This is a genomic window from Streptomyces litmocidini (assembly GCF_014649755.1).
GTDB lineage: Bacteria > Actinomycetota > Actinomycetes > Streptomycetales > Streptomycetaceae > Streptomyces > Streptomyces litmocidini.
Window position 1 is genome coordinate 39,135 of the sequence record NZ_BMTQ01000021.1, and the last position, 22,576, is coordinate 61,710.

21 protein-coding genes are annotated in these 22,576 nt (G+C 74.0%); 5 read left to right on the plus strand and 16 right to left on the minus strand.

The annotated features are described in order from the left end of the window. Positions 1-85: 85 nt before the first annotated feature. Complete coding sequence (locus tag IE180_RS31835; protein WP_190160423.1) at positions 86-1,522, minus strand: aminotransferase-like domain-containing protein; 1,437 nt, start codon at positions 1,520-1,522, stop codon at positions 86-88. On the opposite strand from IE180_RS31835, the gene IE180_RS31840 reads away from it, so the two are divergent. Further along, a complete protein-coding gene (locus IE180_RS31840) occupies positions 1,521-2,534 on the plus strand; it encodes a DMT family transporter (protein ID WP_190160424.1) in 1,014 nt (337 codons plus the stop codon). The genes IE180_RS31835 and IE180_RS31840 overlap by 2 nt on opposite strands. Before the next feature lie 93 nt (positions 2,535-2,627). Continuing rightward, entirely contained in the window at positions 2,628-2,831 is a 204-nt protein-coding gene (locus IE180_RS31845; RefSeq protein ID WP_190160425.1) for a DUF1918 domain-containing protein, read from the plus strand. A 4-nt stretch (positions 2,832-2,835) separates the two neighbouring features. Here the strand turns inward: IE180_RS31845 and IE180_RS31850 are convergent, their stop codons facing one another. After that, positions 2,836-4,140 (minus strand): glycoside hydrolase family 10-like protein, encoded by a 1,305-nt coding sequence (locus tag IE180_RS31850; protein ID WP_444545788.1) that lies wholly within the window; start codon positions 4,138-4,140, stop codon positions 2,836-2,838. 173 nt (positions 4,141-4,313) lie between these two features. Here IE180_RS31850 and IE180_RS31855 point away from each other — a divergent pair, with 173 nt between their 5' ends. After that, positions 4,314-5,174 (plus strand): 3-hydroxybutyryl-CoA dehydrogenase, encoded by an 861-nt coding sequence (locus tag IE180_RS31855; RefSeq protein ID WP_190160426.1) that lies wholly within the window; start codon positions 4,314-4,316, stop codon positions 5,172-5,174. A 200-nt stretch (positions 5,175-5,374) separates the two neighbouring features. On the opposite strand, the gene IE180_RS31860 is transcribed toward IE180_RS31855, so the two are convergent. From IE180_RS31860 to infC, 10 genes are all read right to left on the minus strand, one after another. Continuing rightward, positions 5,375-5,905 carry an NUDIX hydrolase gene (locus IE180_RS31860; RefSeq protein WP_190160427.1) on the minus strand — a complete coding sequence of 177 codons (531 nt, stop codon included), beginning with the start codon at positions 5,903-5,905 and terminating at the stop codon, positions 5,375-5,377. 62 nt (positions 5,906-5,967) lie between these two features. Continuing rightward, on the minus strand, positions 5,968-7,308 hold the full coding sequence (locus tag IE180_RS31865) for an NsdA family TPR-like regulatory protein (RefSeq protein ID WP_190160482.1): 1,341 nt from the start codon (positions 7,306-7,308) through the stop codon (positions 5,968-5,970). Positions 7,309-7,628: 320 nt separating this feature from the next. Then, a complete protein-coding gene (locus tag IE180_RS31870) occupies positions 7,629-7,943 on the minus strand; it encodes a SpoIIE family protein phosphatase (protein ID WP_229861110.1) in 315 nt (104 codons plus the stop codon). 110 nt (positions 7,944-8,053) lie between these two features. Next, positions 8,054-10,585: a phenylalanine--tRNA ligase subunit beta gene (gene pheT, locus IE180_RS31875; protein WP_190160428.1), complete on the minus strand. Its 2,532-nt coding sequence runs from the start codon at positions 10,583-10,585 to the stop codon at positions 8,054-8,056. Then, the gene (pheS, locus tag IE180_RS31880) at positions 10,585-11,712 is read right to left on the minus strand and encodes a phenylalanine--tRNA ligase subunit alpha (RefSeq protein ID WP_190160429.1); all 1,128 of its coding nucleotides are present in this window, start codon (positions 11,710-11,712) and stop codon (positions 10,585-10,587) included. The genes pheT and pheS overlap by 1 nt, the downstream gene beginning before the upstream one ends. Before the next feature lie 156 nt (positions 11,713-11,868). Next, a complete protein-coding gene (locus IE180_RS31885) occupies positions 11,869-13,065 on the minus strand; it encodes a sensor histidine kinase (RefSeq protein ID WP_190160430.1) in 1,197 nt (398 codons plus the stop codon). 81 nt (positions 13,066-13,146) lie between these two features. Further along, the gene (locus tag IE180_RS31890) at positions 13,147-13,986 is read right to left on the minus strand and encodes a TrmH family RNA methyltransferase (protein ID WP_190160431.1); all 840 of its coding nucleotides are present in this window, start codon (positions 13,984-13,986) and stop codon (positions 13,147-13,149) included. Between the two features lie 149 nt (positions 13,987-14,135). Continuing rightward, positions 14,136-14,522: a 50S ribosomal protein L20 gene (gene rplT, locus IE180_RS31895; protein WP_017241732.1), complete on the minus strand. Its 387-nt coding sequence runs from the start codon at positions 14,520-14,522 to the stop codon at positions 14,136-14,138. Between the two features lie 106 nt (positions 14,523-14,628). After that, positions 14,629-14,823, minus strand: a complete 195-nt coding sequence (rpmI, locus tag IE180_RS31900) for a 50S ribosomal protein L35 (protein ID WP_041128339.1) — start codon at positions 14,821-14,823, stop codon at positions 14,629-14,631. 124 nt (positions 14,824-14,947) lie between these two features. Continuing rightward, positions 14,948-15,616, minus strand: coding sequence for a translation initiation factor IF-3 (infC, locus tag IE180_RS31905; protein ID WP_190160432.1), 669 nt, complete (start codon positions 15,614-15,616; stop codon positions 14,948-14,950). 328 nt (positions 15,617-15,944) lie between these two features. Between infC and IE180_RS31910 the strand changes: the two genes are divergently transcribed. Next, positions 15,945-16,313, plus strand: a complete 369-nt coding sequence (locus IE180_RS31910; RefSeq protein WP_190160433.1) for a DUF1844 domain-containing protein — start codon at positions 15,945-15,947, stop codon at positions 16,311-16,313. 94 nt (positions 16,314-16,407) lie between these two features. Here IE180_RS31910 and IE180_RS31915 read toward each other — a convergent pair whose 3' ends face one another. Genes IE180_RS31915 through IE180_RS36875 form a run of 3 tightly spaced genes read right to left on the minus strand, consistent with a single transcriptional unit; the run spans position 16,408 to position 19,968 of the window. Further along, positions 16,408-17,145 (minus strand): SseB family protein, encoded by a 738-nt coding sequence (locus tag IE180_RS31915; RefSeq protein ID WP_190160434.1) that lies wholly within the window; start codon positions 17,143-17,145, stop codon positions 16,408-16,410. 34 nt (positions 17,146-17,179) lie between these two features. Then, positions 17,180-18,361 carry a type VII secretion-associated serine protease mycosin gene (gene mycP / locus IE180_RS31920; RefSeq protein ID WP_190160435.1) on the minus strand — a complete coding sequence of 394 codons (1,182 nt, stop codon included), beginning with the start codon at positions 18,359-18,361 and terminating at the stop codon, positions 17,180-17,182. Further along, positions 18,358-19,968 (minus strand): hypothetical protein, encoded by a 1,611-nt coding sequence (locus IE180_RS36875; RefSeq protein ID WP_229861112.1) that lies wholly within the window; start codon positions 19,966-19,968, stop codon positions 18,358-18,360. Before IE180_RS36875 ends, mycP begins: the two co-directional genes overlap by 4 nt. Positions 19,969-20,077: 109 nt before the next feature. Between IE180_RS36875 and IE180_RS31930 the strand changes: the two genes are divergently transcribed. Beyond that, complete coding sequence (locus IE180_RS31930) at positions 20,078-21,280, plus strand: amino acid deaminase/aldolase (protein ID WP_190160436.1); 1,203 nt, start codon at positions 20,078-20,080, stop codon at positions 21,278-21,280. Here the strand turns inward: IE180_RS31930 and IE180_RS31935 are convergent. Next, positions 21,277-22,527: a haloacid dehalogenase-like hydrolase gene (locus IE180_RS31935; RefSeq protein WP_190160437.1), complete on the minus strand. Its 1,251-nt coding sequence runs from the start codon at positions 22,525-22,527 to the stop codon at positions 21,277-21,279. The two genes, IE180_RS31930 and IE180_RS31935, sit on opposite strands and share 4 nt — an antisense overlap. Positions 22,528-22,576: the final 49 nt, after the last annotated feature.

Here is a 22,576-nt window from a genome sequence, read left to right on the forward strand (position 1 = left end):
GGCGCTGGGGTTTGTCAGGCGAATTCGCCCCGGGCCGAGGACCGGGGGCGGGCCGCGCCGGGCCCGGCGCGGCCCGCCCCCGGGGTCAGCCGGTGAGCTCGTCGACCGCCGTCCGCAGGCGGCGCACGCCCTCGACGATCTCCGTGGGGCCCGCGACACCCGCGAAACTCAGCCGGATGTGGCCGGCGGGGGGTTCGGCGCAGAAGTACGGGCGGCCGGGGGCGACGGTGACGCCGGCGCGCAGTCCGGCGGCGAGGAGGGAGGACTCGGGGAGGGCGTCGGGGAGGCGCAGCCAGAGCTGGTAGCCGCCGGAGGGGATGTACGGGAGGGCGAGTTCGGGGAGGTGGAGGGCGAGGGCGCCGGTCATGACCTCCCGGCGGTTCCTGAGCTCCTGGGCGACGGCGCGGAGGTGGCGGGGCCAGGCCGGGGAGCCGACGAGTTCGAGCGCGGCCTCCTGGAGGGGCCGGGGGACGAAGAAGCTGTCGACGACCTGGATGGCGCGCAGGCGTTCGAGGACGGGCCCGCGGGCGGCGAGGGCACCGACGCGGAGGCTCGCCGAGGTGATCTTGGTGAGGGAGCGGACGTGGACGACGACGCCGTCGGGGTCCTCGGCGGCGAGGGGCGCGGGGAGCGGCGCGGCGTCCTCGTGGACGAGGCGGCGGGCGAAGTCGTCCTCGACGACGAAGGCCCCGGCGGCGCGGGCGATGCGGACGACCTCGCGGCGGCGTTCGGGGCGGAGCGTGGTCCCGGTCGGGTTCTGGAAGAGCGGCTGGCAGACGAAGACGCGGGCACCGGTGGCGCGGAAGGCGGCTTCGAGGAGTTCGGGGCGCACCCCGTCGGCGTCGGTGGGGACGGGGACGGGGCGGAGTCCGGCCGCGCGGGCGACGGCGAGCATGCCGGGGTAGGTGGGCGACTCGACGAGGACGGGGGTGCCGGGCGGGGCGAGGGCGCGCAGGGCGGTGCTGATCGCGGACTGGCCGCCGGCGGTGACGAGGACCTCGGCGGCGGTGACGCTGCCGCCGATCTCCCGGGCGAACCACGCGCGCAGTTCGGGCAGGCCGTCGGTGGGCGGTCTGCCCCAGGCGCCGGGGCGGCGGCCGGCTCGGGCGAGGGCGGCGGCGAGGGCGCTCTCGGGCTGGAGGGAGGGATGGAGGTAGCCGCCGTTGAACTCGATCACGCCGGGCGGGGGCGCGGAGAGGGTGACGAGGACGCCGGAGGCGTCGACGGCCCGGGGGACGAGTTCGGTGGCGCTGTCGGCGCTGAGGGCGACCTCCTGCCAGGAGGTGTCGCCGACGACGGGAGCGGGGGTGCGCGGTTCCGCGCGGAAGGCTCCGGCGCCGGGGCGGGTGACGACGAGCCCCTCGGCGGCGAGCTGGGCGAGGGCCCGGGTGACGGTGACCGGGGAGACGCGGTAGCGCTCGACGAGCGCCCGACTCGATGGCAGTTTCCCACCGGGTGAGTAGTGGTCGAGTTCCGCTCTCAGGGATTTCGCCAGTTCCGCGACACTGCTACGCTCATGCATGAGGACACAGAATAGCGCTACTGGACCGACCACGATAGCGGTCACCGCCACGGGATCCCCCCGGCCCGAGATCGTCGGCACCGCGTCCCCGACCGGGTCCGTCGGCGCCTCCGAGGCCCGCGCCGGATCCGCCACCGAGGTCCGCGCCGCCGACCCCCGCACCCGTGGCACGCTGCTCGCCGGGCTCGGCGTGGTCTCCTTCTCCCTCACCTTCCCGTCGACCGCGTGGGGCCTGGAGAGCTTCGGCCCCTGGTCGCTGGTGGCCGTGCGCTCCACCCTCGCCGCGCTCATCGCCGGCGCCTTCCTCCTCGCGGGCCGGGTGCCGCTGCCCGCGCGGCGCCACTGGGCGGGCCTCGCGGTGGTGGCCTGCGGCGTCGTCATCGGCTTCCCCCTCCTGACGACGCTGGCCCTGCAGACCTCCACCACCTCGCACGCCGCCGTGGTCGTGGGCCTCCTGCCGCTCACCACCGCCACCGTCGCCGCCGTGCGGACCGGGCGCCGGCCGTCCCGCGCCTTCTGGATCGCGGCCGTCTCGGGCGCCGCGGTGGTACTGGGCTTCACGCTCCAGCAGAGCGGCGGCTCGTTCTCCACGGGCGACCTGTACCTCTTCGGCGCGCTGCTCGTGTGCGCGGCCGGTTACACCGAGGGCGGCCGGCTCGCCGCGCTCATGCCGGGCTGGCAGGTCATCGGCTGGGCCCTGGTCCTCTGCCTGCCGCTGATGGCGGTCGCCTCGGCCGTCACGCTGTCGATCGAGCCGGTCCACCTGAACGCGCACGGCGTCATCGGCCTCGTCTGGGTCGCCGCCGGTTCCACCTTCTTCGGCCTGTACGTCTGGTACCGCGGCATGGCCGCGATCGGCATCCCCAAGGCCAGCCAGCTCCAGCTGGCGCAGCCGCTCCTCACCCTGTTCTGGTCGGTCTTCCTGCTCGGCGAGAGCCTGCCGCTGGCCGCCCCGGTCGCCGCCGTGGCGGTCCTGGTCTGCATCGCGGTCACCCAGCGGGCGAAGAGCTGACGCGACGGATCGGGGCGAACCGGGTCACAATGACAGTCAGAGGCCCTGTGCAGTCCGGGGCAGGACCGGCCCGGTCGCGAGGAGGTCAGCCCGATGCAGGCGAGCGTGGGCGACAAGCTGCTGGTACACGGTCGGACCGTCGGTCATCACGACCGCACGGCCGAGGTCCTTCAGGTACTGGGGGAGAACGGCACTCCCCCGTACCGCGTGAAGTTCGACGACGACGGCCACGAGGCCCTGATGTCGCCGGGCCCCGACACCGTCGTACGCCCTCACCCGGAGATGGGGACCGGTTGAGCCCCTACCTCGGCGGACGGACCCTGGTCGGGTAGTGGTCGGCCACCACGGTGGTCATCGCCCCGATCGGGTCCGCCGCGACCTCCTTGGCGGAGAAGTAGCAGTGTCCGCCGACCGAGGGGTAGCGGTCGGCCAGGTCCAGATGGCGTGAGAGCTCCCCCGGGTCCTGCCAGGCCGCGGGCTGGGCGGGGTCGCCCGCCTTGTAGAGCGCCTCGCCGATGTAGAGCCCGACGCCGGTGCCGCGGACCACCGCGTCCCACCAGGGCAGCAGCTTGGCGTAGTCGGCGGCGGGCAGCCCGATGTTCCAGTAGAGCTGCGGCAGCACGTAGTCGATCCAGCCCTCGCGGATCCACTTGCGGGTGTCGGCGTACAGGTCGTCGTACGTCTGGACCCCGGCGCGGGTGTCCGAGCCCTCCGGGTCGGTGGCGACGTTCCGCCAGACCCCGAAGGGGCTGATGCCGAAGGCCGTGCGCCTGTCGATCTCCTTGATCCGGGCGGACGTCTCCGAGACCAGCAGGTCGGTGTTGTTCCGCCGCCAGGACGCCTTGTCGGGGAAGTCCCCGCCGTACCGCGCGTACGCCTCGTCGTCGGCGAAGGCCTGCCCGGCCACCGGGTACGGATAGAAGTAGTCGTCCCAGTGGACGGCGTCGACGTCGTAGCGGCGCAGCGCGTCCAGCATCGCGTCCTGGACGAAGCTCCGGACCTCGGGCAGTCCCGGGTTGTAGTAGAGCTTGCCGCCGTACGGCAGTACCCATTCCGGGTGGAGCCGAGCGGGGTGGCTCGCGACGAGCCGGGTCGGGTCCGCGTGGTTCGCCACGCGGTACGGGTTGAACCAGGCGTGCAGTTCGAGCCCCCGGGCGTGGGCCTCCTCGACGGCCGTGCCGAGCGGGTCCCAGCCCGGATCCCGGCCCTGCGTGCCGGTCAGGTACTGCGCCCACGGCTCGTACGGCGAGGGCCACAGCGCGTCGGCGGTCGGCCGGACCTGGAGGACCACCGTGTTGAGGCGGCGCTCGACCGCCGTGTCCAGGTGACGGAGGAGTTCGGCACGCTGCTGCCCGGCGGTCAGCCCGGCGCGGGAGGGCCAGTCGCGATTGGCGACCGTCGCCAGCCACATGCCGCGGAACTCCCGTCCGCGGTGCGGCCTGCCGCGCGCCTCGGACGCGGCGGCGGCCGTCGCCGCCGCGTCCGCCGCGGGAAGCACCGAACCCCCCGTGCCCGTCGCGGGGAGGGCCGCCCCTGTCGTTCCGGTCACGGCGAGCGCCGCTCCGGTGGCTCCGGTCACGAACCCTCTTCTGCCGAAAGGCCGCACTTGTCCCCCTCCGCTGTCGGATACGTCACATCCTCCGGGACAGCATGCCCACTCCGGACGATCGATCATCGGTTAATGAGCGGTAACGTCGTGGGGGTAGAGGCGGACGCACCCGGAATCACACGGGCCTCCCGCCGCCGGAGAAGAGCGAAAGGCACGAGGTGACGGACTCCATGGCCGACATTGAGCGCGTCGGAGTGGTGGGCTGCGGCCAGATGGGCGCGGGCATCGCGGAGGTGTGTGCCCGGAGCGGGCTCGAGGTGAAGGTCGCCGAGACCACCGGCGAAGCGCTGGAGATCGGCCGCACGCGGCTCTACAACTCGCTGAACAAGGCCGCCGAACGCGGCAAGATCAGCGAGGAGGAGCGGGACGCGACGCTCGCCCGCCTCAGCTTCACCACCGACCTGGGCGAGTTCGCCGACCGCGACCTCGTCATCGAGGCGGTCGTGGAGAACGAGCAGGTCAAGACCGAGATCTTCCAGGTCCTCGACCAGGTGATCACCCGGCCGGACGCCATCCTGGCCTCGAACACCTCCTCCATCCCGCTGGTGAAGCTGGCCGTGGCGACCTCCCGCCCCGACCAGGTCATCGGCATCCACTTCTTCAACCCGGCCCCGGTGCAGAAGCTCGTCGAGCTGATCCCGGCCCTCACCACCTCCGAGGGCACGATCAGCCGGGCCCAGGCCTTCGCGGAGAAGGTGCTCGGCAAGCACGCGATCCGCGCCCAGGACCGCTCCGGCTTCGTGGTGAACGCGCTGCTCGTGCCGTACCTGCTCTCGGCGATCCGGATGTTCGAGTCGGGCATCGCGAGCCGCGAGGACATCGACAACGGCATGGAGTTCGGCTGCGCCCACCCGATGGGTCCGCTGAAGCTCTCCGACCTGATCGGCCTGGACACGATCGCGTCGATCGCCGACTCGATGTACTCCGAGTTCAAGGAGCCGCTGTACGCCGCTCCCCCGCTGCTCCAGCGCATGGTGGACGCCGGCCGGCTGGGCCGGAAGACGGGCTCGGGCTTCTACCCGTACTCCTGAGGCCCACGTCTCCTGAGGCCTACGTCTCCTGAGGCCCACGTCTCCTGAGGCCCGCGTCTCCTGAGATCCGTGCTCCTGAAAGAGGAGCGCCCCAGACCCGGAGTCCGGCGTCCGACCCCTGACGCCGGCGCTCCGGCCGGACGGCCCGTACCCCCGCACAGGTACGGGCCGTCCGGCACATCGTGCTCCGCCTCCGCGTCTCAGCCGAGGCGCAGATGGTGGAGCATCAGCAGTCCGGCGGCCGTGTTGGCGGCCGGGACCTCGCCCCGGCCGATCAGCTCGGGGATCTCCTTCAGCGGTATCCAGGCCCTTCGTGAGGACTCGAAGGCGTCCTCGGGCGGTCCGGTGTAGGTGGCCCGCTCCGCCCAGTAGAGGTGGTGGCGGGCGTCGGTGAGGCCGTTCGAGGGTTCGACGGTGAGGAGATGGCGCAGCGGCCCCGGCCGCCAGCCGGTCTCCTCCTCCATCTCGCGGGCGGCGGCGGTCTCGAGGTCCTCGCCGTCCTCGACGACGCCCGCGGCCAGTTCCCAGCCCCAGCTGTCGGTGATGAAGCGGTGGCGCCAGAGCATCAGGACTTCGTCGGCCTCGTTGACGGCCGTCGCGACGGCGACCGGGCGGAGCCGGATCAGATAGTGGTCGAGGTGGCGGCCGTCGGGGAGTTCGACGTCCGCGAGGTTCACTCGGAACCAACGGTTCTCGTAGACCGGGCGTTCGCTGAGTTTCGTCCACTGCACGTTCTTGCCACCTTCCGATCGGTCGGTGCTTGTTTGGTGGCAATATCGCAGCAGTTGACGGCTCAGAGGGGAACGCGCAGCGCCCCCTCGATGAGGGCGGCGGCCTCCCGGGCGTCCCCGCAGCCGCTCGCGAGGAGCTGCTCCCGCACCTGCGTCAGCCGGTCCCGCAGCCGCCTCGACTCCATCCCCCGCGCCCGCTCCGTCATCTCCACCGCCGTGCGCGCCGCCGCCTCGGCCTCCCCCTGCCGCAGCTCGATCCGGCACAGCATGGCGAGCCGGTGCACCCGGCCCCGGTCGTGCGAGGGCATGCCGACCGCCGCAGAGGCGTGCTCATGGGCGGCGCCGAGGTCGCCCAGGCCGAACAGCGCCTCCGACACCTGGACGTTGACGAATCCCGGCTGGACGTAGCCCGTCTCGACCGGCTCCTCCCCCGGGCTGATCCGCTCCGCCGCCGCCTCGGCCCGCCGGATGCAGGCCAGTGCCGCGCTCTCGTCGCCCAGACGCGCGTACGCCTTCGCCTGCATCGCCGTCAGATCGGCGGCGAGCGCCGGGGTGATCTGCCGCCCCGCCGCCCGCAGCGCCGCCTCCGCGAACGCCACGGCCTGCCGGTACTCCCCCGTGAACAGCGACTGGTTGACCAGGAGCGCGATCACGTACGCGCCGAGCCCCCGGTCCCCGCTCGCCTTCGCGAGCCGCAGCGCCTGGTGGAAGTAGCGCTGGGCGAGGCCGTGCGCGTCCGCGTCGTAGGCGCAGATTCCGGCCACCGCGACGAGCCCGCCGGCGGCCCGGTGCAGCCGCCGCCCCAGCGCGTCGCCGTACGCGCCCCGGAGCAGCGGCGCGGTCCCGGTGTTGAGGAAGCCGACGATCCGCGCGCGGGTCGCGATGCCGCCGGCCCTGCGGTACATCTGCTCGTAGTGCGACCGGGCGGCGCCCAGGACGGCGATGTCGGCGGCCGAGACCGTCGTCCGGCCCGTACGCGAGACGTCCACGTCCTCCGGCGGGTTCTCCCACTCCCACACCGGCATCACCGCCTGGGTGCCGGTCACCGCCGGAGCGGTCACGATGTGCGGCCGCTGCTGCTCGTCGGAGCGCCACAGCGCGGCCGCCCGCTCCACGAAGCCGGACAGCGGCGACCCGGTGGCCGACGGCTCGCCGCCCGGCACGCCGAGGCCGATGTCGTCCAGGGTCACCTGCCGGCGCAGCCGGGCGGCGAGCACCTCGCAGATCAGGTCCGGCACCTGGCCGCGCGGCCGCTGCCCCTTCAACCAGCGCGCCACGGCGGTGTGTTCGTACCGCAGGGCGAGGCCGCGGGCCCGGCCCGCCCGGTTCACATGGGCGGCCAGGCCGGCGTGGGAGACGCCCGCTTCGTCGAGCAGGGCGTCGAGCAAGGTGTTGGGCTGCATGGCCGCTCCGGTCACTCGCATGGCCGCTCCGCTCGGTGAACTCAGCCTAGCGGTGGCCGAATTCATACGGGCCGAACCGAACAGAAGCCCCCCGTACCGGTGATTTCGCACGGGGTGTGAACGAAGTACCCGTTCTTCCCGGCCGCGTGCTCTGCCACGCCCGCCCCGGTCCCGGTTGACTGTGCTTCTCGCCGCAAGGCGACGACCGGGCCGCCGGCTCCCCCCTCATACAGTGCGGCCGCCCGGTCCGCGTCGCCCGCCCCGCTGATCTGCCCGACACTCCGTGGCGGGGCGGGCGGCGCCGGCACCGCCCCCTCCACTCAGCGGTGGGAGGAGGGGGCGGGCCGGGGTCGGCGCAGCCCGGGTTCGGCGGGCTGCGCCGGCATCCGGACACGGTCGTTGCGCACGACGAGCAGCGCGATGTCGTCGGCGAGCCGGCCGCCCGTGGGGCGCAGCAGCTCCTCGTGGACCCGGCGGACCAGGGAGGCGGGCGCCCCGCCCGTCACCCCGGCCGGCGCGGCGTCGAGCGCGAAGAACCGGCCCCGCCGGTCACGGGGCTCCTCCGCGCCGTCCGTGTGCAGGACCAGCGTCTCGCCGGGCGGCAGCCGGGCCGCACTTCGCCAGGGCTTCGCCACGCGCACGAACGGCCGGGACCGGGCAGGCGTGCGGTTCCCGGGACCCGCGAACGGCGGAGGGCCGCCCCGGGGATTCCCGGGGCGGCCCTCCTGGTGGTGTCGCGGTGCGGTCAGGCGCCGCGCAGGACGGCGCCCGTGCGCTCGGCGGCCAGGGCCACCGCGGCGTCGCGGGCCGCGCTGGCCTCGTCGACCGTCAGGGTGCGGTCCGGGGCGCGGAACTTCAGCGCGTACGCCAGGGACTTGCTGCCCTCGCCGAGCTGGTCGCCGGTGTAGACGTCGAACAGCCGGATGGACTCCAGGAGTTCACCCGCGCCCTCGGTGAGGGCGGCCTCGACCTCGGCGGCCGGGACGTCCGCGGCGACGACCAGGGCGACGTCCTGGGTGGCGACCGGGAAGGAGGAGATCCGGGGGGCCTTCACGGGGCCCTCGTTCGCCTTCTCCAGGAGGTCCAGGTCGATCTCCATCGCGCAGGTGCGGGCCGGGAGGCCGAACGCCTTCACCACGCGCGGGTGGAGCTCGCCGGCGTGGCCGACGAGGACCTTCTCGCCGTCCACCTCGACGTGGAACGCGGCGCAGCGGCCCGGGTGCCAGGGCGCGTGCCGGTCGGCGCTGATGATCAGCTCGACGCCCGCCTCGGCGGCCACGGTCCGGCCGGCCTCGATCGCGTCCGCCCAGTCGGACGGACGGCCCTTGCCCCACCAGCCGGCCTGCTCGCGCGCACCGGCGAGGACGACGGCGGCGCGGCGCGGCTGCGCGGGCAGCGCGGCGTCGACCGAGGCGATCTCCTCGTCGGTGGGGCGGCGGTCGACGCCCAGGCGGACGGCGACGCCCGGCTCGCCCCCGGTCGGCCGGAAGACCAGACCGGTCTCGAAGAGCGCCAGGTCGTGGCTGCCGCGGCTGTCGTTGCGGCGCAGCGCGCCGAGCAGACCCGGGAGGAGCGTCGTGCGGAGCGCGGGCTCCTCGTCCGACAGCGGGTTGACCAGCTTCACGAGGCGGCGACGCTCGTCGTCCGCGTCGAGGCCGAGGTGGTCGAGGGCCTGCTCGCCGATGAACGGGTAGTTCAGCGCCTCGACGTAGCCGGCGCCGGCCAGGGCGCGGCCCACCCGGCGGTGGACGCGCTGGCGGTCGGTGAGCCCGCGGCCGGCCGGGGGCTTCGGCAGCGTGGAGGGCAGGTTCTCGTAGCCCTCCAGGCGGATGACCTCTTCGGCGAGGTCGTTCGGCTCGCCCAGGTCGGGGCGCCACGACGGCACGGTGACGACGAGCTCGTCCTGGCCGTAGACGTCGCAGCCGACCTCCTGGAGGCGGCGGACGACGGTCTCGCGGCCGTAGTCGACGCCCGCGACCTTGTCCGGGTGGTTCGCCGGCATGGCGATGGTCCGGGGCGCGGACGGGGCCGCGACCTCGGTGACCCCGGCCTCGGCCGTGCCGCCCGCGAGCAGCACGAGCAGGTCGACGCAGCGCTGCGCGGCAGCGGCGGCGGCCTGCGGGTCGACGCCGCGCTCGAAGCGCTTGGACGCCTCGGAGGCCAGCTTGTGGCGGCGGGCCGTGCGGGCGATCGAGATCGCGTCGAAGTGCGCGGCCTCGATGACGACCTCGGAGCTGCCGGTGACGATGCCGGTCTCCGGGTCGGTCACCGGGTCGGCGATCTCCGTGTTGGCGCCGCCCATGACGCCCGCGATGCCGATCGGGCCGCGGTTGTCGGTGATGACGAGGTCCGCGGCGTCCAGGACGCGCGCGGTGCCGTCGAGGGTGGTGATCTTCTCGCCGGCCTCGGCGCGGCGGACCCCGATGGGGCCGTCGAGCCGGGTGCGGTCGTAGGCGTGGATCGGCTGTCCGAGCTCCAGCATCACGTAGTTGGTGATGTCGACGGCCAGCGAGATCGAACGCATGCCGGCCTTCTGGAGGCGGCGCTGCAGCCAGATCGGGGAGCGGGCCTCGGGGTCGAGGCCGACGACCGTGCGGGCCGTGAAGCGGTCGCAGCCGATCGGGTCGGTGATCCGGACCGGGTAGCCGTACGAGTTCGGCGCGGGCACGTCGAGGAGCGCCGGGTCGCGCAGCGGCAGGCCGTAGGCGGTGGCCGTCTCGCGGGCGACGCCGCGCATCGAGAGGCAGTAGCCGCGGTCCGGGGTGACGGCGATGTCGAGGACCTCGTCGAACAGCTCCAGGAGGACCGTGGCGTCGGTGCCGACCTCGTGCTCCGGCGGCAGCACGATGATGCCGTGCGAGCCGTCGTCGCCCATGCCGAGCTCGTCGCCGGAGCAGATCATGCCCCGGGAGACGCGGCCGTACGTCTTGCGCTCGGCGATCCGGAAGTCACCGGGGAGGACGGCGCCGGGCAGCGCCACGACGACCTTGTCGCCCTCGGCGAAGTTCCGGGCGCCGCAGATGATCTCCTGGGGCTCGCCGGTGCCGTTGGCCGGGCCGACGTCGACGGTGCAGAAGCGGATGGGCTTCTTGAACTCCGTCAGCTCCTCGATGGTGAGGACCTTGCCGACCACCAGCGGACCGGTCAGGCCGGCGCCGAGCTGCTCGACGGTCTCGACCTCGAGGCCTGCCGAGATGAGCTTGGCCTGGACGTCGCGGCCGGTCTCCGTCGCCGGCAGGTCGACGTACTCCCGCAGCCAAGAAAGCGGGACCCGCATCAGATCTCCATCCCGAACGGCCGGGTGAACCGGACGTCACCCTCGACCATGTCTCGCATGTCTTCCACGTTGTGGCGGAACATCAGCATCCGCTCGATGCCGAACCCGAAGGCGAATCCGCTGTACTTCTCGGGGTCCACACCACAGGCGATCAGCACCTTCGGGTTGACCATGCCGCAGCCGCCGAGCTCGATCCAGCCCTCGCTGCCGCAGGTGCGGCAGGGACGCTCCGGGTTGCCGACGGACTCGCCGCGGCAGACGTAGCAGAGCATGTCCATCTCGGCGGACGGCTCGGTGAACGGGAAGAAGTTCGGCCGCAGCCGGGTCTTCATGTCCGGGCCGAAGAGCGCCTGGACCATGTGGTCGAGGGTGCCCTTGAGGTCGGCCATGGTCAGGCCCTCGTCGACGGCGAGCAGCTCGATCTGGTGGAAGACCGGGGTGTGCGTGGCGTCGAGCTCGTCGGTGCGGTAGACGCGGCCGGGGCACACCACGTAGACCGGGGGCTCCCGGTCGATGAGGGTGCGGGCCTGCACCGGCGAGGTGTGCGTGCGGAGCACGACGCCGGACTCGTCGCCCGTGGTGCCTTCGGGGCCCTGGACGAAGAAGGTGTCCTGCATCTGCCGGGCCGGGTGGTCCGGGACGAAGTTGAGGGCGTCGAAGTTGAACCACTCCGCCTCGACCTCGGGGCCCTCGGCGACCTCGTACCCCATGGAGACGAAGACGTCGGAGACGCGCTCCATGAGCGTGGTCAGCGGGTGCCGGGCGCCGGCCGGGACGCGGTCGTACGGCAGGGTGACGTCGACGGCCTCCTCGACGAGGACGCGGGCGTCGCGCTCGGCCTCCAGCTCGGCCTGGCGGGCGGCGAGCGCCTTGGAGACGACGCCGCGGGCCTGGCCCACGAGCTTTCCGGCGGCGGCCTTGGCCTGCGGCGGCAGGGCGCCGATCTCCCGGTTGGCGAGCGCCAGCGGCGAGGTGCCACCGGTGTGCGCGGTCTTCGCGTGCGCGAGCGCGTCGAGGTCGCCCGCGGCGGCGAAGGCGGCGAGCGCCTCGTCCCGCATGCGCTCGATCTCTTCCGGTTTCAGTGCCTCGACCTCAACCGGGTCGTACGACTTATTGGGTGCGGACATCTCTTCCCGTGCTTCCGTTGGCTGGCTGGGCGGCCCCGCTCGACGTCAAGGGCGCAAACGTGCCAAAGGACGAGTCTAACGGGGCGGGGGGACGCGAATGAGCCCGTGGGCAGGCCGGACGGCTCCTGATCTCGTGGGGTCTCGTCTGCTGAGACGTCAGAGGAGGTGGGCCGGGGTGCCGACGGGCAGGATAAATCGGAACTCGGCCCCGCCACGGGGGCCCCGTCCGACGGTGATGGTGCCGCCGTGGGCCTCGACGACGCCCTTGACGATGTAGAGGCCGAGGCCGGTGCCGCCGCGTTTGCTGCCCCGCCAGAAGCGGGTGAAGACGCGGCTCATCGACGCTTCGGGGATGCCGGGTCCCTCGTCGCTCACGGTGACCTCCGTCCCCTCTTCTCCGTCGTCGCCCAGCGTGGTGGGTGCCACCTCGATGGTGACGGTTCCTTCGCCGTGGCGCACCGCGTTTTCCAGGAGGTTCCCGAGGATCTGGTCGATCTTGTCGGGGTCGGCCCAGAGCGGGGGCAGCTGGGGTCTGATCCGTACGAAGAAGCGGTCGGGGGACTGGCCGGCGGTGGTGTGCACCTGGATGTGCCGGCCGACGGCGGCGGCGATGTCGACGGGCTGGCGGCGGACTTCGAGGCGGCCGGAGTCGATCCGGGAGATGTCGAGGAGTTCGGCGATGAGCCGCTTGATGCGGCCCGCGTCGGCGTCGACCGTCTCCAGCATGAGCCGCTTCTGCTCGTCGTTGAACCGCTCCCACTTGTCGAGGAGGGTGGCGGTGAAGCCCTTCACGGAGGTCAGCGGCGAGCGCAGTTCGTGGGCGACGGTGGCGATGAGCTCGGCGTGGCTGCGCTCGGTGCGGCGGCGCGCCTCGGTGCCGCGCAGGGAGACCACGACGCGGCGGACGGGGCCGGTGGGGTGCTCGCGGACGTACCGGGCGGAGACGAGGACCTCGCGGCCGCCGGGGAGGAGCAGGTTGCGCTCGGGCTGGCCGCGGCGGGTGGAGAGTCCGCCGTACGGATCGGTCAGCGCCCACCAGCGGCATCCCTTGAGGTCCTCCAGGGGCAGCACCTCGTCGAGGGGGAGGCCGAGGGCCCGGTCGGCGGGGACGGCGGTGATGCGGACGGCGGCGGCGTTGAAGCAGACGACGCGACCGGTCTCGTCGGCGACGACGAGACCGTCGGGCAGGTCGTCGGGCTCGATCCCGGCGAAGCCCGCCGCCTCCGCGGAGGCCGGCGCGGCACCGGGCGCGGGCGGCTCCGGGACGTGCGGGGCGCCGTCGGCTCCGACCGGTTCCGGGGCGTGCGGCGTGGTCCTCCGTGCCTGTGCGGGACTGTCCGTGCCGACCGTCATCCCCGTATCCCACCCCTCCGTGTAGCGCAGTGGGCCCCCGAGTGCGTCACTCTACTGGGCCGGGAGAGCGGAATGGACCCCTCAGGCGGAGGTTCGGGGGCGCTGGGCGCGGGCGGAGGCGTACAGGCAGACCGCGGCGGCGGTGGCGAGGTTGAGGCTCTCGGCCTTGCCGTGGATCGGGACGCGGACGACGGCGTCGGCGAGCGCCCGGGTCTCCTCGGGCAGCCCCCAGGCCTCGTTGCCGAAGATCCAGGCGGTGGGCCCGCCCATGGTGCCGGCGTCGAGTTCGTCGTCGAGGTCGTCCTGGCCGGCCCCGTCGGCGGCGAGGATCCGCACGCCCGCGCTCTTGAGTCCGGCGACGGCCTGCTCGACGGGGACGCCGACGGCCACCGGGAGGTGGAAGAGGGAGCCGACGGAGGCGCGGACGGACTTGGGGTTGTAGAGGTCGACGGAGGCGTCGGTGAGGACGACGGCGTCGGCGCCGGCCGCGTCGGCGCAGCGCAGCACGGTGCCGGCGTTCCCGGGGTCGCGGACGTGCGCGAGGACGGCGACCAGTCGGGGCCGGGCCGCGACGATCTCCTCGAACGGCGAGTCGAGGAACCGGCAGACGCCGACCAGGCCCTGCGGGGTGACGGTCTGGGAGACCTCGGCGAGGACGGCGTCGGAGGCGAAGTGGACGCGGGCGCCGGCGGCGCGGGCGGCGTCGACGATCGCGTCGTAGCGCTCGGCGGCCTCGACGGTGGTGAACAGCTCGACGAGGGTGGGCTCTCCGCCGGGGCCGCGGTGTCCGACGGCCTCGCGGACGGCCTGCGGGCCCTCGGCGATGAAGAGGCGGTCCTTGCCCCGGAAGTTGCGCTTGGCGAGCCGCCGGGCGGCGACGACGCGCGGGGAACGCGGGGAGATCAGCTCGGGGGTGACCATGGGGTGCGGCGGTTCTCTCTTCGGGGCCGGGGCGCTGCGGGACCGATGGCCCTGGGGCCGGGACTACGGGTGTTCGGGGGCCGACGCACCCGGACCCGCAGGCGCGAGCGCGCCTGCGGGTCCGGGCGGAAGCACTGCGGCCTGGAAGATCAGGCGGCGGCCTTCGGGGCGTTGACGTCGGCCGGGAGGGCCTTCTGCGCGACCTCGACCAGCGCGGCGAACGCGTTGATGTCGTTGACGGCCAGCTCGGCGAGGATCTTGCGGTCCACCTCGATGTTGGCGGCCTTCAGACCCTGGATGAGGCGGTTGTACGTCATGCCGTTCTGGCGGGCAGCGGCGTTGATGCGCTGGATCCACAGCTGACGGAAGTCGCCCTTGCGCTTCTTCCGGTCGTTGTAGTTGTAGACCAGCGAGTGGGTGACCTGCTCCTTGGCCTTGCGGTACAGGCGCGAACGCTGACCGCGGTAGCCGGAGGCCGCCTCGAGAATCGCCCGGCGCTTCTTGTGGGCGTTGACTGCCCGCTTGACGCGTGCCACTTGTTAACTCCTTGTAGCGGGGTCGTGGTGGTCCTCACACGACCCGAAAAACGGATGGATCCCGGTCTGTGCCGGATGCCCTCGTCGCCGAGGGCGGGAGATCAGATCAGATGCCCAGCATCTTCTTGATCTTGGCGGAGTCACCCGGGGCCATCTCGGCGTTGCCGGTGAGGCGACGCGTCAGCTTGGACGACTTGTGCTCGAGCAGGTGGCGCTTGCCGGCGCGCTCGCGCAGGATCTTGCCGGAGCCGGTGACCTTGAAGCGCTTCTTGGCACCGGAGTGCGTCTTGTTCTTCGGCATCGCGCCGTATCTCCTCGTCAGTGGCGCTCCCACCCGGTGCGGGCACCGGACATCCGGGAGCGTCAGTTCTTCGTTCGGTGGTTCCGGGCGGGGCCCGGGGCTGCCTGGATGACAGCCCCTCGGGTCACGCCTCGGGGGTCTCGGCCGGAGCCTCGGACTCGGCGGCCGGAGCCTCGGGCGCCTCTTCGGAGGCGATGCCCTGGCGCTCGGCCTTGCGTGCGGCCTGGGCCTCACGCGCCTCGGCCATGGCCTCGGTCTTCTTCTTGTGCGGGCCGAGAACCATGATCATGTTCCGGCCGTCCTGCTTCGGGTTGGACTCGATGAAGCCGAGCTCCTCGACGTCCGACGCCAGCCGCTGCAGCAGCCGGAAACCAAGCTCGGGACGGGACTGCTCACGACCACGGAACATGATCGTGATCTTGACCTTGTCACCCTGCTTGAGGAACCGGACGACGTGACCCTTCTTGGTGTCGTAGTCGTGCGGGTCGATCTTCGGCCGGAGCTTCATCTCCTTGATGACCGTGTGCGCCTGGTTCTTGCGCGCCTCACGGGCCTTCATGGCCGACTCGTACTTGAACTTCCCGTAGTCCATGAGCTTGCACACGGGCGGACGGGCGTTCGCCGCGACCTCGACCAAGTCGAGGTCGTACTCCTGTGCGAGCTCCAGGGCCTTGGCAAGCGGAACAATCCCGACCTGCTCGCCGCTGGGTCCGACAAGTCGCACCTCGGGAACGCGAATCCTGTCGTTGATGCGGGGCTCGGCGCTGATGGATCCTCCTCGGTAGCACCACACGACCGCCTGGCAGACGGACGCGCAACGTCTGTTTCTGAGACCAACCGAGCCGGCACATGAAAAATGCCCCGGACGGTACACAGGCGGGGCTCCACGGAAAACCGGAGCACCACCACGGTGAACCGCGGGGCGCACATCGGGCGGCTCCATCGTCCGTACGGAACGATGGGCGCCACCTGACCGGTGACCCGCCACCCGCGAGGGTGGTCAGGTGGGAGTACGGAGCCTCCACTTGTGGGCCGGACACAGAGATGTCCAGCCGGTCGTTACACAAGGTTAGCAGGACCCGGCGGTCGGCGCGAACCGTACGTCCGCTTATCGTGTGGGCATGAGCGAGACGCCCCAGAACGAGTCCACGGACACCCCCGACTTCGAGAGCATGACCCGCGACATCGCGGAGGTCCCGGCGGTCGAGGTGATCGTGACCGTCGCCGTCAACCTGATGAGCGCCGCCGCCGTGAAGCTCGGGCTCACCGAGGAGGGCGAGGAGCACAAGGACCTCGACGAGGCGCGGAAGCTGATCCACGCGCTCGCGGGCCTCATGGACGCCGGCGCGACGGAGGTCTCCTCCTTCCACGCGGCCCCCCTGCGGGACGGTCTGAAGTCCCTCCAGCTCGCCTTCCGCGAGGCCTCCCTGATCCCGGACGAGCCGGGCCAGGGACCGGGCGAGAAGTACACCGGGCCGGTGTACGGCTAGGAGCCGATCGGGCCCGCCGGGGCCGCGGGGGTACGGGGTCGCCCCCCGGGGGACAGCAGTCACCGGGCCGGTGTGCGGCCAGGGGTTCCCCGCGCTAGACGTTCTTCACGTGGAAGGGCTCGCCGGGAGGCGCGGCCGAGGCCGGCAGGAGTGCCAGGTCGAGGCCCCGCACCAGGCGGGCCCTCAGTGTTTCGTCGGCGGCCAGGGCGCGGGCCACGCGCTGGGCCGCCTCCGCCGGGGAGGCGTCCGCGGCGAGGACCAGGGCGACGGTTCCGTCGGCGGCGCCGGGGCCCAGGTGGGCGCGGAGCACCGCGGGTTCGGCGGCCACGACGGCGCGCACGGCCTCCCGTACGGCCGGGTCGTCGAGCGGGTCGGTGCTGGAGCGGCCCTCGGCGAGGGCGAGCAGCGCCGAGCCGGTCACCTGGTACGGCACGGGACCGGCCAGGTCCAGGACCAGGGTGTCGGCCTTCTCGTGGACGAGGGCCGCGATCGCCTGGTGGACGGGGACGGCGACGGGCCGGGCCTGCGGGTCCCAGAGGGCGAGCGAGGCGATCGAGGTGAAGGCGGGCAGGGCCCGCCGGTCGCCGGCCGTCAGGGTGGGGACGGCCATGTCGCTCGTCTTCTCCTGCTTCAGCCCCGTCTCGGGGTCGGTCTCGACCTCGCCGAGGACGGCGACCACGGGGACGAGCAGCCGGGCCCCCTTCAGGGCTTCGAGGACCGGGCCGTGGGCGGTTCTGTCCTCCGCCCAGGCCGCGAGGGCCGCGACGAGCCGCGGGTCGGCGGTGCCGTCGTCTTCGGAGAAACCGGGGTCCGGAATGTTCTTGAGCGCCACGCGTCGAGCCTAGCCGCCGGGTCCGGGGCGCCGACTAGGAGGTCCGGTGGGCGCGCCGGAGCATCACGGCGGTGAGGAGGAGCAGGGCGCCGAGTCCGCCGGCGACGGGGGCGAGCAGGCCGAAGGACCGGCTCTCCTCGGCGGCGGGGAGGGGGCCGGGCCCGAAGTAGCGGCCCCGGTAGCCGGTGGTGGTGCTCTTGGGGTCGCCGGGCTCGATCCGGCGGCCGGCGGCGATCGCGGCGGCCGGGTCGACCGTCCCGTACCCCTTGGCGTCGCTGCGTCCGCCCTTCGGCCGGTTGCGGGCGGTGTCGATGAGCAGCCGCTTGATCTGGGCGGGGGTGAGGCCGGGGTGCGCCGAGCGGACGAGGGCGACGGATCCGGAGACGAAGGCGGCGGCGGCGCTGGTGCCCCAGCCCTCGTAGTAGCGGCGGTCGGGGTCGGCGATGACGATGTCGTCGCCGGGGGCGCTGACGGTGGCGTACCAGCGGCGGGTGGAGAAGGAGGCGTGGGTGCCGTAGCGGTCCACGGCGGCGGCGGCAATGACCCCGGGGTAGGCGGCGGGGTACGAGATGTGGTCGCCCTTCTCGCCGCCGTTGCCGGCGGAGGCGACGACGGAGACCCCCTTGGCGAGGGCGTACTGGACGGCGGCGTCCTCGCCCGCGTCGGGATGGGCGGACTCGGAGTCGTCGCCGAGGGACAGGTTGATGACGTCGGCGCCGTGGTCGGCGGCCCAGCGGATGCCCTCGGCGAGGGCCTTGCCCCGGGTCTTGCGGGCCTTGTCGCGAGCCTTGTCGGTGGACTCCAGGATGACCCGCACGGGCAGGATCCGGACGTCGGGGGCGACCCCGAGGACGCCGTCCCGGCCGCCGGGGCCGTGGCCGTGTCCGGCGATGATGCCGGCCATGGCGGTGCCGTGCCGTGCCCAGGCGCGGTCGCCCTTCGACGCGCCGAAGCCGATGAGGTCGCGTCCGGCGAGGACCGAACCCGCGAGGTCCGGGTGGCCGGCGTCGACGCCGGTGTCGAGGACGGCGACGGTGACGCCGTGGCCCTCGGTGGTGCGCCAGGCCTCCGCGGTGTGGAGGGCTTCGAGGCCCCACTGGCGGGCCCGGATGGTGTCGGCGTGGGCGGGGGCGGTGGTGGCGGGCAGGACGGAGAAGGCGGCGGCGAGCAGGGCGACCGCGCCGCCGCGGGTCCGGCGGTGGGCGGGGCGGGTCACCGGGCGTTCTCCTCGGCGGCCTCGGCGGCGGCCGTGCGCAGCAGCCGTACGAAGCGTTCGGTGATGCCCTGGGCCTCGTGGCCGAGACCCGACTGGGCGGTGGCGTCGGTGCGGTTCGCGCCGGAGGCCTCGGAGGCGGGGACGGGGCCTCCCTCGACGACCCGGCCGTCGGCGAAGCCGGAGACGGCGGAGACGACGACCGGCAGGTCGGCGGGGGCTTCCAGCCACCAGGCGGCCCGCTGCGGGGCGCCGAAGCGGGCGGCGACGGTGCCGGGTCCGGCGAGGGCCGGGGGGGCGTCCGTGCCGGGGCGCGCCACGAGGCTCTGACCGAGGCCGCGCTGGGTGGCGGCGTCGGCGCGGGTGAAGACGAGGCCGACGGTGATCACGCTGCTGGCGGTGGCGTCGGTGTACGTGGCGCGCAGGACGCGCTCGCAGCCGAGCGGTTCGACGGTGGCGCGGAGGGTCTTGGCGAGGACGGCGGGGGTGCAGGCGGCGTCCGGGGCGACGACGATCCGGGTCCAGGTGCGGTCGGCGCCGCCGGGGCCCGCGCCGGGGCCCGCGACGGTGCGGGGGAAGAGGGTGTCGACGGGCGCGTTGTGCCAGAGGTCCTCGGCCTCGCTGTACCCGACGGGTTCGACGGGCTTCCCGGGCTCGGACGCGGCCAGCCACACGCCGGCGAGGGCTCCGCCGATGAGCCCGAACCCGAGCACGGCGCAGGCGGCGACGGCGAGGGTCCGCCCGGGCCGCCGCTCCTGCACGGGCCGCAGCCGCGTGGTGATCTCGACGGGCGCCTCGGGCGGGAGCGCGCCGGGCCCGCGGTACGGGGCGGTGGTGCGGGCCGCCGCGTGAGGCGGCACGTCCGGGCGCCCGGCGGCGGCGACCGGGGGCCGGGCGGGGGCGGCACCCGGCCCGGCCGGGGGCCGGGCGGGGGCGGCTTCGGATCGGGTGGGGACCGCCGCGGCCCCGGCGGGCGCGGGCCGCGCGGAACCGGCCGCCGGACCGGTGGGGGCGGTCGCCGGCCCGGCGGGCTGGACAGGACCGCCGGTCGGCCCGAAAGGAGCGGCTGCGGGCCGGGCCCGGCCACCGGCGGGCTCGTCGTGGGGGGCCTCGCGCCACATGGGGGCGGCGGCGGGCCTGCCGGGGGCTTCCACCGGCCGCGCCGGGGCGCCGGCCGGCCGTGCCGGGGCCGTCGTGGACCGGAGCGACGCGGTCGCCGCGGCCGAAGGGACGGGCGCGGGCGGCGCCGTGCCGCCCTTGGGCGGGGTCGCGGGACGGGGCGGGACGGCGACCTGCGCGGGCGTCGCCGGGGCGGGCGTCGGCCGGTGACTCGGCGCGGGCGTCGCCGGCGCGGGCGTCGGCCGGTGACTCGGCGCGGGCGTCGCCGGGGCGGGCGTCGGCCGGTGACTCGGCGCGGGCGTCGCCGGGGCGGGCGTCGGCCGGGGCGGGGCGGGCGTCGCCGGGGCGGGCGGCGGACCGGAGGGCCGGTCCGTCGCGGGGACCGGGCGGAGGCGGGTCGTGGTCTCGACCGCCGGGAGGTCCGTGACGTCCGGGGCCGGGAGCAGGGCGTCCGTGATGCGGGAGGCCATGGGGCGGTGCTCGCCGGTCATCCCCGTCCCCCCGCTCGTGTCGACAATGCCCGTCACTCTACGGGCTGTTCCCCCGCGCACGGGAACCCAGGGGCTACCCACCCCCCGACCGGTCTGGCAAGCTCGGGCCATGACTCCCCGTGCCGCCGACCGGGCCCGTTACGACCGGGCCACCGCCCACCTCGACGCGCCCGTGGCGATCGTCGACCTGGAGGCCTTCGACGCCAACGCGGCGGACCTCGTGCGCCGGGCCGGGGGCAAGCCGGTCCGGGTGGCGAGCAAGTCGGTCCGGTGCCGGGCGCTCCTCGAGCGGGTGCTGTCGCGCGACGGGTTCGCCGGGATCATGTCGTTCACGCTCGACGAGTCGTTGTGGCTGGCGCGCGCCGGGTTCGAGGACGTCCTCCTGGCGTACCCCTCGGCCGACCGTTCGGGGTTCGGGGAGCTCGCGCGGGATCCGAAGCTCGCCGCCGCCGTGACCGTGATGGTGGACGACGTGGCGCAGCTCGATCTGATCGACGCGGCCCGCGCGGGCGGGACGGAGGAGGTGCGGGTCTGTCTGGAGCTGGACACGGCGCTGCACCTGTTCGGCGGGCGGATGCGGGTCGGGGCCCGGCGCTCGCCGCTGCGGGAGCCCGCCCAGCTCGCCGAGCTGGCCCGTTCCGTGGTGCGGCGGCCGGGCTTCCGGCTGGTCGGGATCATGGCGTACGAGGGGCACGTCGCCGGCGTCGGGGACGCGGTCGCGGGCCGGCCGCTGCGCTCGCGGGCGATCCGGCTGATGCAGTCCGCCGCCCGCAGGGAGCTGGCGGAGCGCAGGGCTGCCGTGGTGCGGGCCGTCCGGGCGGTGGCGCCGGACCTGGAGTTCGTGAACGGCGGCGGCACCGGGAGCGTGCAGCACACGGCCGCCGAGGACGCGGTGACGGAGATCGCCGCGGGTTCGGGGCTGTTCGTGCCGCGTCTCTTCGACAACTACACGTCCTTCAGCGGGCGTCCGGCCGCGCTCTTCGCCCAGCCGGTGGTCCGCCGCCCGGGTGTGGGCGTGGTGACGGTGCTCGGCGGCGGTTACCCGGCGTCGGGGGTCGCGGGTGCGGACCGGCTGCCCGTCCCGTACCTGCCCGAGGGGCTCCGGTACGACCCGCAGGAGGGTCCCGGCGAGGTGCAGACCCCGCTGCTCGGCTCCCCCGCCGATGATCTCCGGATCGGCGACAAGGTCTGGTTCCGGCACGCGAAGGCCGGGGAGCTGTGCGAGCGGTTCGAGAGCCTGCACCTGGTGGAGGGCGATCGCGTCACGGCGACCGTGCCCACGTACCGGGGCGAGGGGATGACCTTCCTCTAGAACACCGTGTCCGGCTGGTCCGGGACGATGCTGCCGTCGGGGCGCCGGACCGGCTGCGCGGTGCCGTCGCCCGCCGTGTAGCCGGTGGTGGCGCACGGGTACGGCGCCGTCCTCCGCTTCTTGGGCTCGATGAACATGGGGTTGACGAGCCAGCGGCCGTCGCCGTTCTCGTACGCCCGGCACATGAGCTCGTCCTTGTTGCGGTTGAGGACCAGGCGCAGCCCGGTGGCGTCCCGCAGGAAGGAGACGTCGGTGTCGGAGTCGCCGGCGGCGAAGACCTGGCGCCGGTCGGCGGGCCGGACGCGCTCGGCGTCGGGGCCGCGGACGCCGAAGACCTCCTGGTTGATCCAGCAGCGCTTGCCGTCGATGTAGGTGATCATCGTGTCCTCGCCGTCCCGGACGGTGCCGCAGCCCTTGAGGTGGCTGGTGAGGCGGCCGTGGTCGGTGGTGTTGCGGATGCCGACGGCGTGGGCGGGGTCGATGCCGACGCCCTTCGCCCAGACGTCGACGACGGGTTCGGGCGAGGCGGAGACGATCCAGACGTCGAAGCCGCCCTCCCGGAGGGCGCGGATCAGGTCCCGCTGCTGGTCGTAGTAACGGACCCAGCCGGTGACCCGCGCGGTGCCGACCCGCTGGGTGGCGCCCTGCGGGGCGGCGAGGTTCTCGGCGCGGGCGGCGGCGGCGAAGGAGGCGGCCTGGCGGGGGGTCCAGCCGTGCAGGAGCTGGGCGAGCCAGGCGTACCGGGGTTCCGTGCGGCGGTGGTCGTGGCCGGCGAAGGCCGTCCGGCCGGTGGTCGTGGCCCCGTCCGCGTACACGGAGAGGAGTTCGTCGGCGCAGCGGGTGTCGGTGGCCGTGGGGAGGGTGCGGACGCCGGTGGGGCAGGCCCGGCCGAGGGCCGTCGCGGCCTCGGGGGTGAGGTGGCGGCTGGTGGTGGACCAGTCGCCGTCCTTCGGGGGCCGGACGCGGTCGTGGCGCAGGAGCCAGGAGAAGGTGGCGTCGCCGACGTCGTTCTTGACGACGGTGTTGTCCCAGTCGAAGACCGCGACCGGCTTCCGGCCGCCCTTGTCGTGGCAGTGGTCGGCCAGCAGGGCCTCGATGCGCGCCTCGTTGTCGCCGTACCAGCCGTCGGAGACCTTCAGGGTGGGGCATCGGGCGGGTCCGGCCCCGGCGTTCGTCGTGGGGAGGAGGCCGGTGGCGGCGAGGGCGAGGGCGGACGCCGTGGCGAGGGTGCGGAGCTTGCCGTTCATGAACGCTCTCCCGGGTGTGCGCGGACAGCCGGGCGCCTCGTGACGCCCG

Bases quoted from the DNA above. Each gene is read 5' to 3' on its own strand.
- pheT (WP_190160428.1), bottom strand. From the start codon at position 10,585: ATGCGGGTCCCGCTTTCTTGGCTGCGGGAGTACGTCGACCTGCCGGCG.
- IE180_RS31885 (WP_190160430.1), bottom strand. From the start codon at position 13,065: ATGACGGTCGGCACGGACAGTCCCGCACAGGCACGGAGGACCACGCCG.
- IE180_RS31845 (WP_190160425.1), top strand. From the start codon at position 2,628: ATGCAGGCGAGCGTGGGCGACAAGCTGCTGGTACACGGTCGGACCGTC.
- IE180_RS31935 (WP_190160437.1), bottom strand. From the start codon at position 22,527: ATGAACGGCAAGCTCCGCACCCTCGCCACGGCGTCCGCCCTCGCCCTC.
- IE180_RS31930 (WP_190160436.1), top strand. From the start codon at position 20,078: ATGACTCCCCGTGCCGCCGACCGGGCCCGTTACGACCGGGCCACCGCC.
- IE180_RS31890 (WP_190160431.1), bottom strand. From the start codon at position 13,986: ATGGTCACCCCCGAGCTGATCTCCCCGCGTTCCCCGCGCGTCGTCGCC.
- rpmI (WP_041128339.1), bottom strand. From the start codon at position 14,823: ATGCCGAAGAACAAGACGCACTCCGGTGCCAAGAAGCGCTTCAAGGTC.
- IE180_RS36875 (WP_229861112.1), bottom strand. From the start codon at position 19,968: ATGACCGGCGAGCACCGCCCCATGGCCTCCCGCATCACGGACGCCCTG.
- IE180_RS31910 (WP_190160433.1), top strand. From the start codon at position 15,945: ATGAGCGAGACGCCCCAGAACGAGTCCACGGACACCCCCGACTTCGAG.
- pheS (WP_190160429.1), bottom strand. From the start codon at position 11,712: ATGTCCGCACCCAATAAGTCGTACGACCCGGTTGAGGTCGAGGCACTG.
- IE180_RS31865 (WP_190160482.1), bottom strand. From the start codon at position 7,308: ATGCAGCCCAACACCTTGCTCGACGCCCTGCTCGACGAAGCGGGCGTC.
- IE180_RS31855 (WP_190160426.1), top strand. From the start codon at position 4,314: ATGGCCGACATTGAGCGCGTCGGAGTGGTGGGCTGCGGCCAGATGGGC.
- IE180_RS31835 (WP_190160423.1), bottom strand. From the start codon at position 1,522: ATGCATGAGCGTAGCAGTGTCGCGGAACTGGCGAAATCCCTGAGAGCG.
- IE180_RS31840 (WP_190160424.1), top strand. From the start codon at position 1,521: ATGAGGACACAGAATAGCGCTACTGGACCGACCACGATAGCGGTCACC.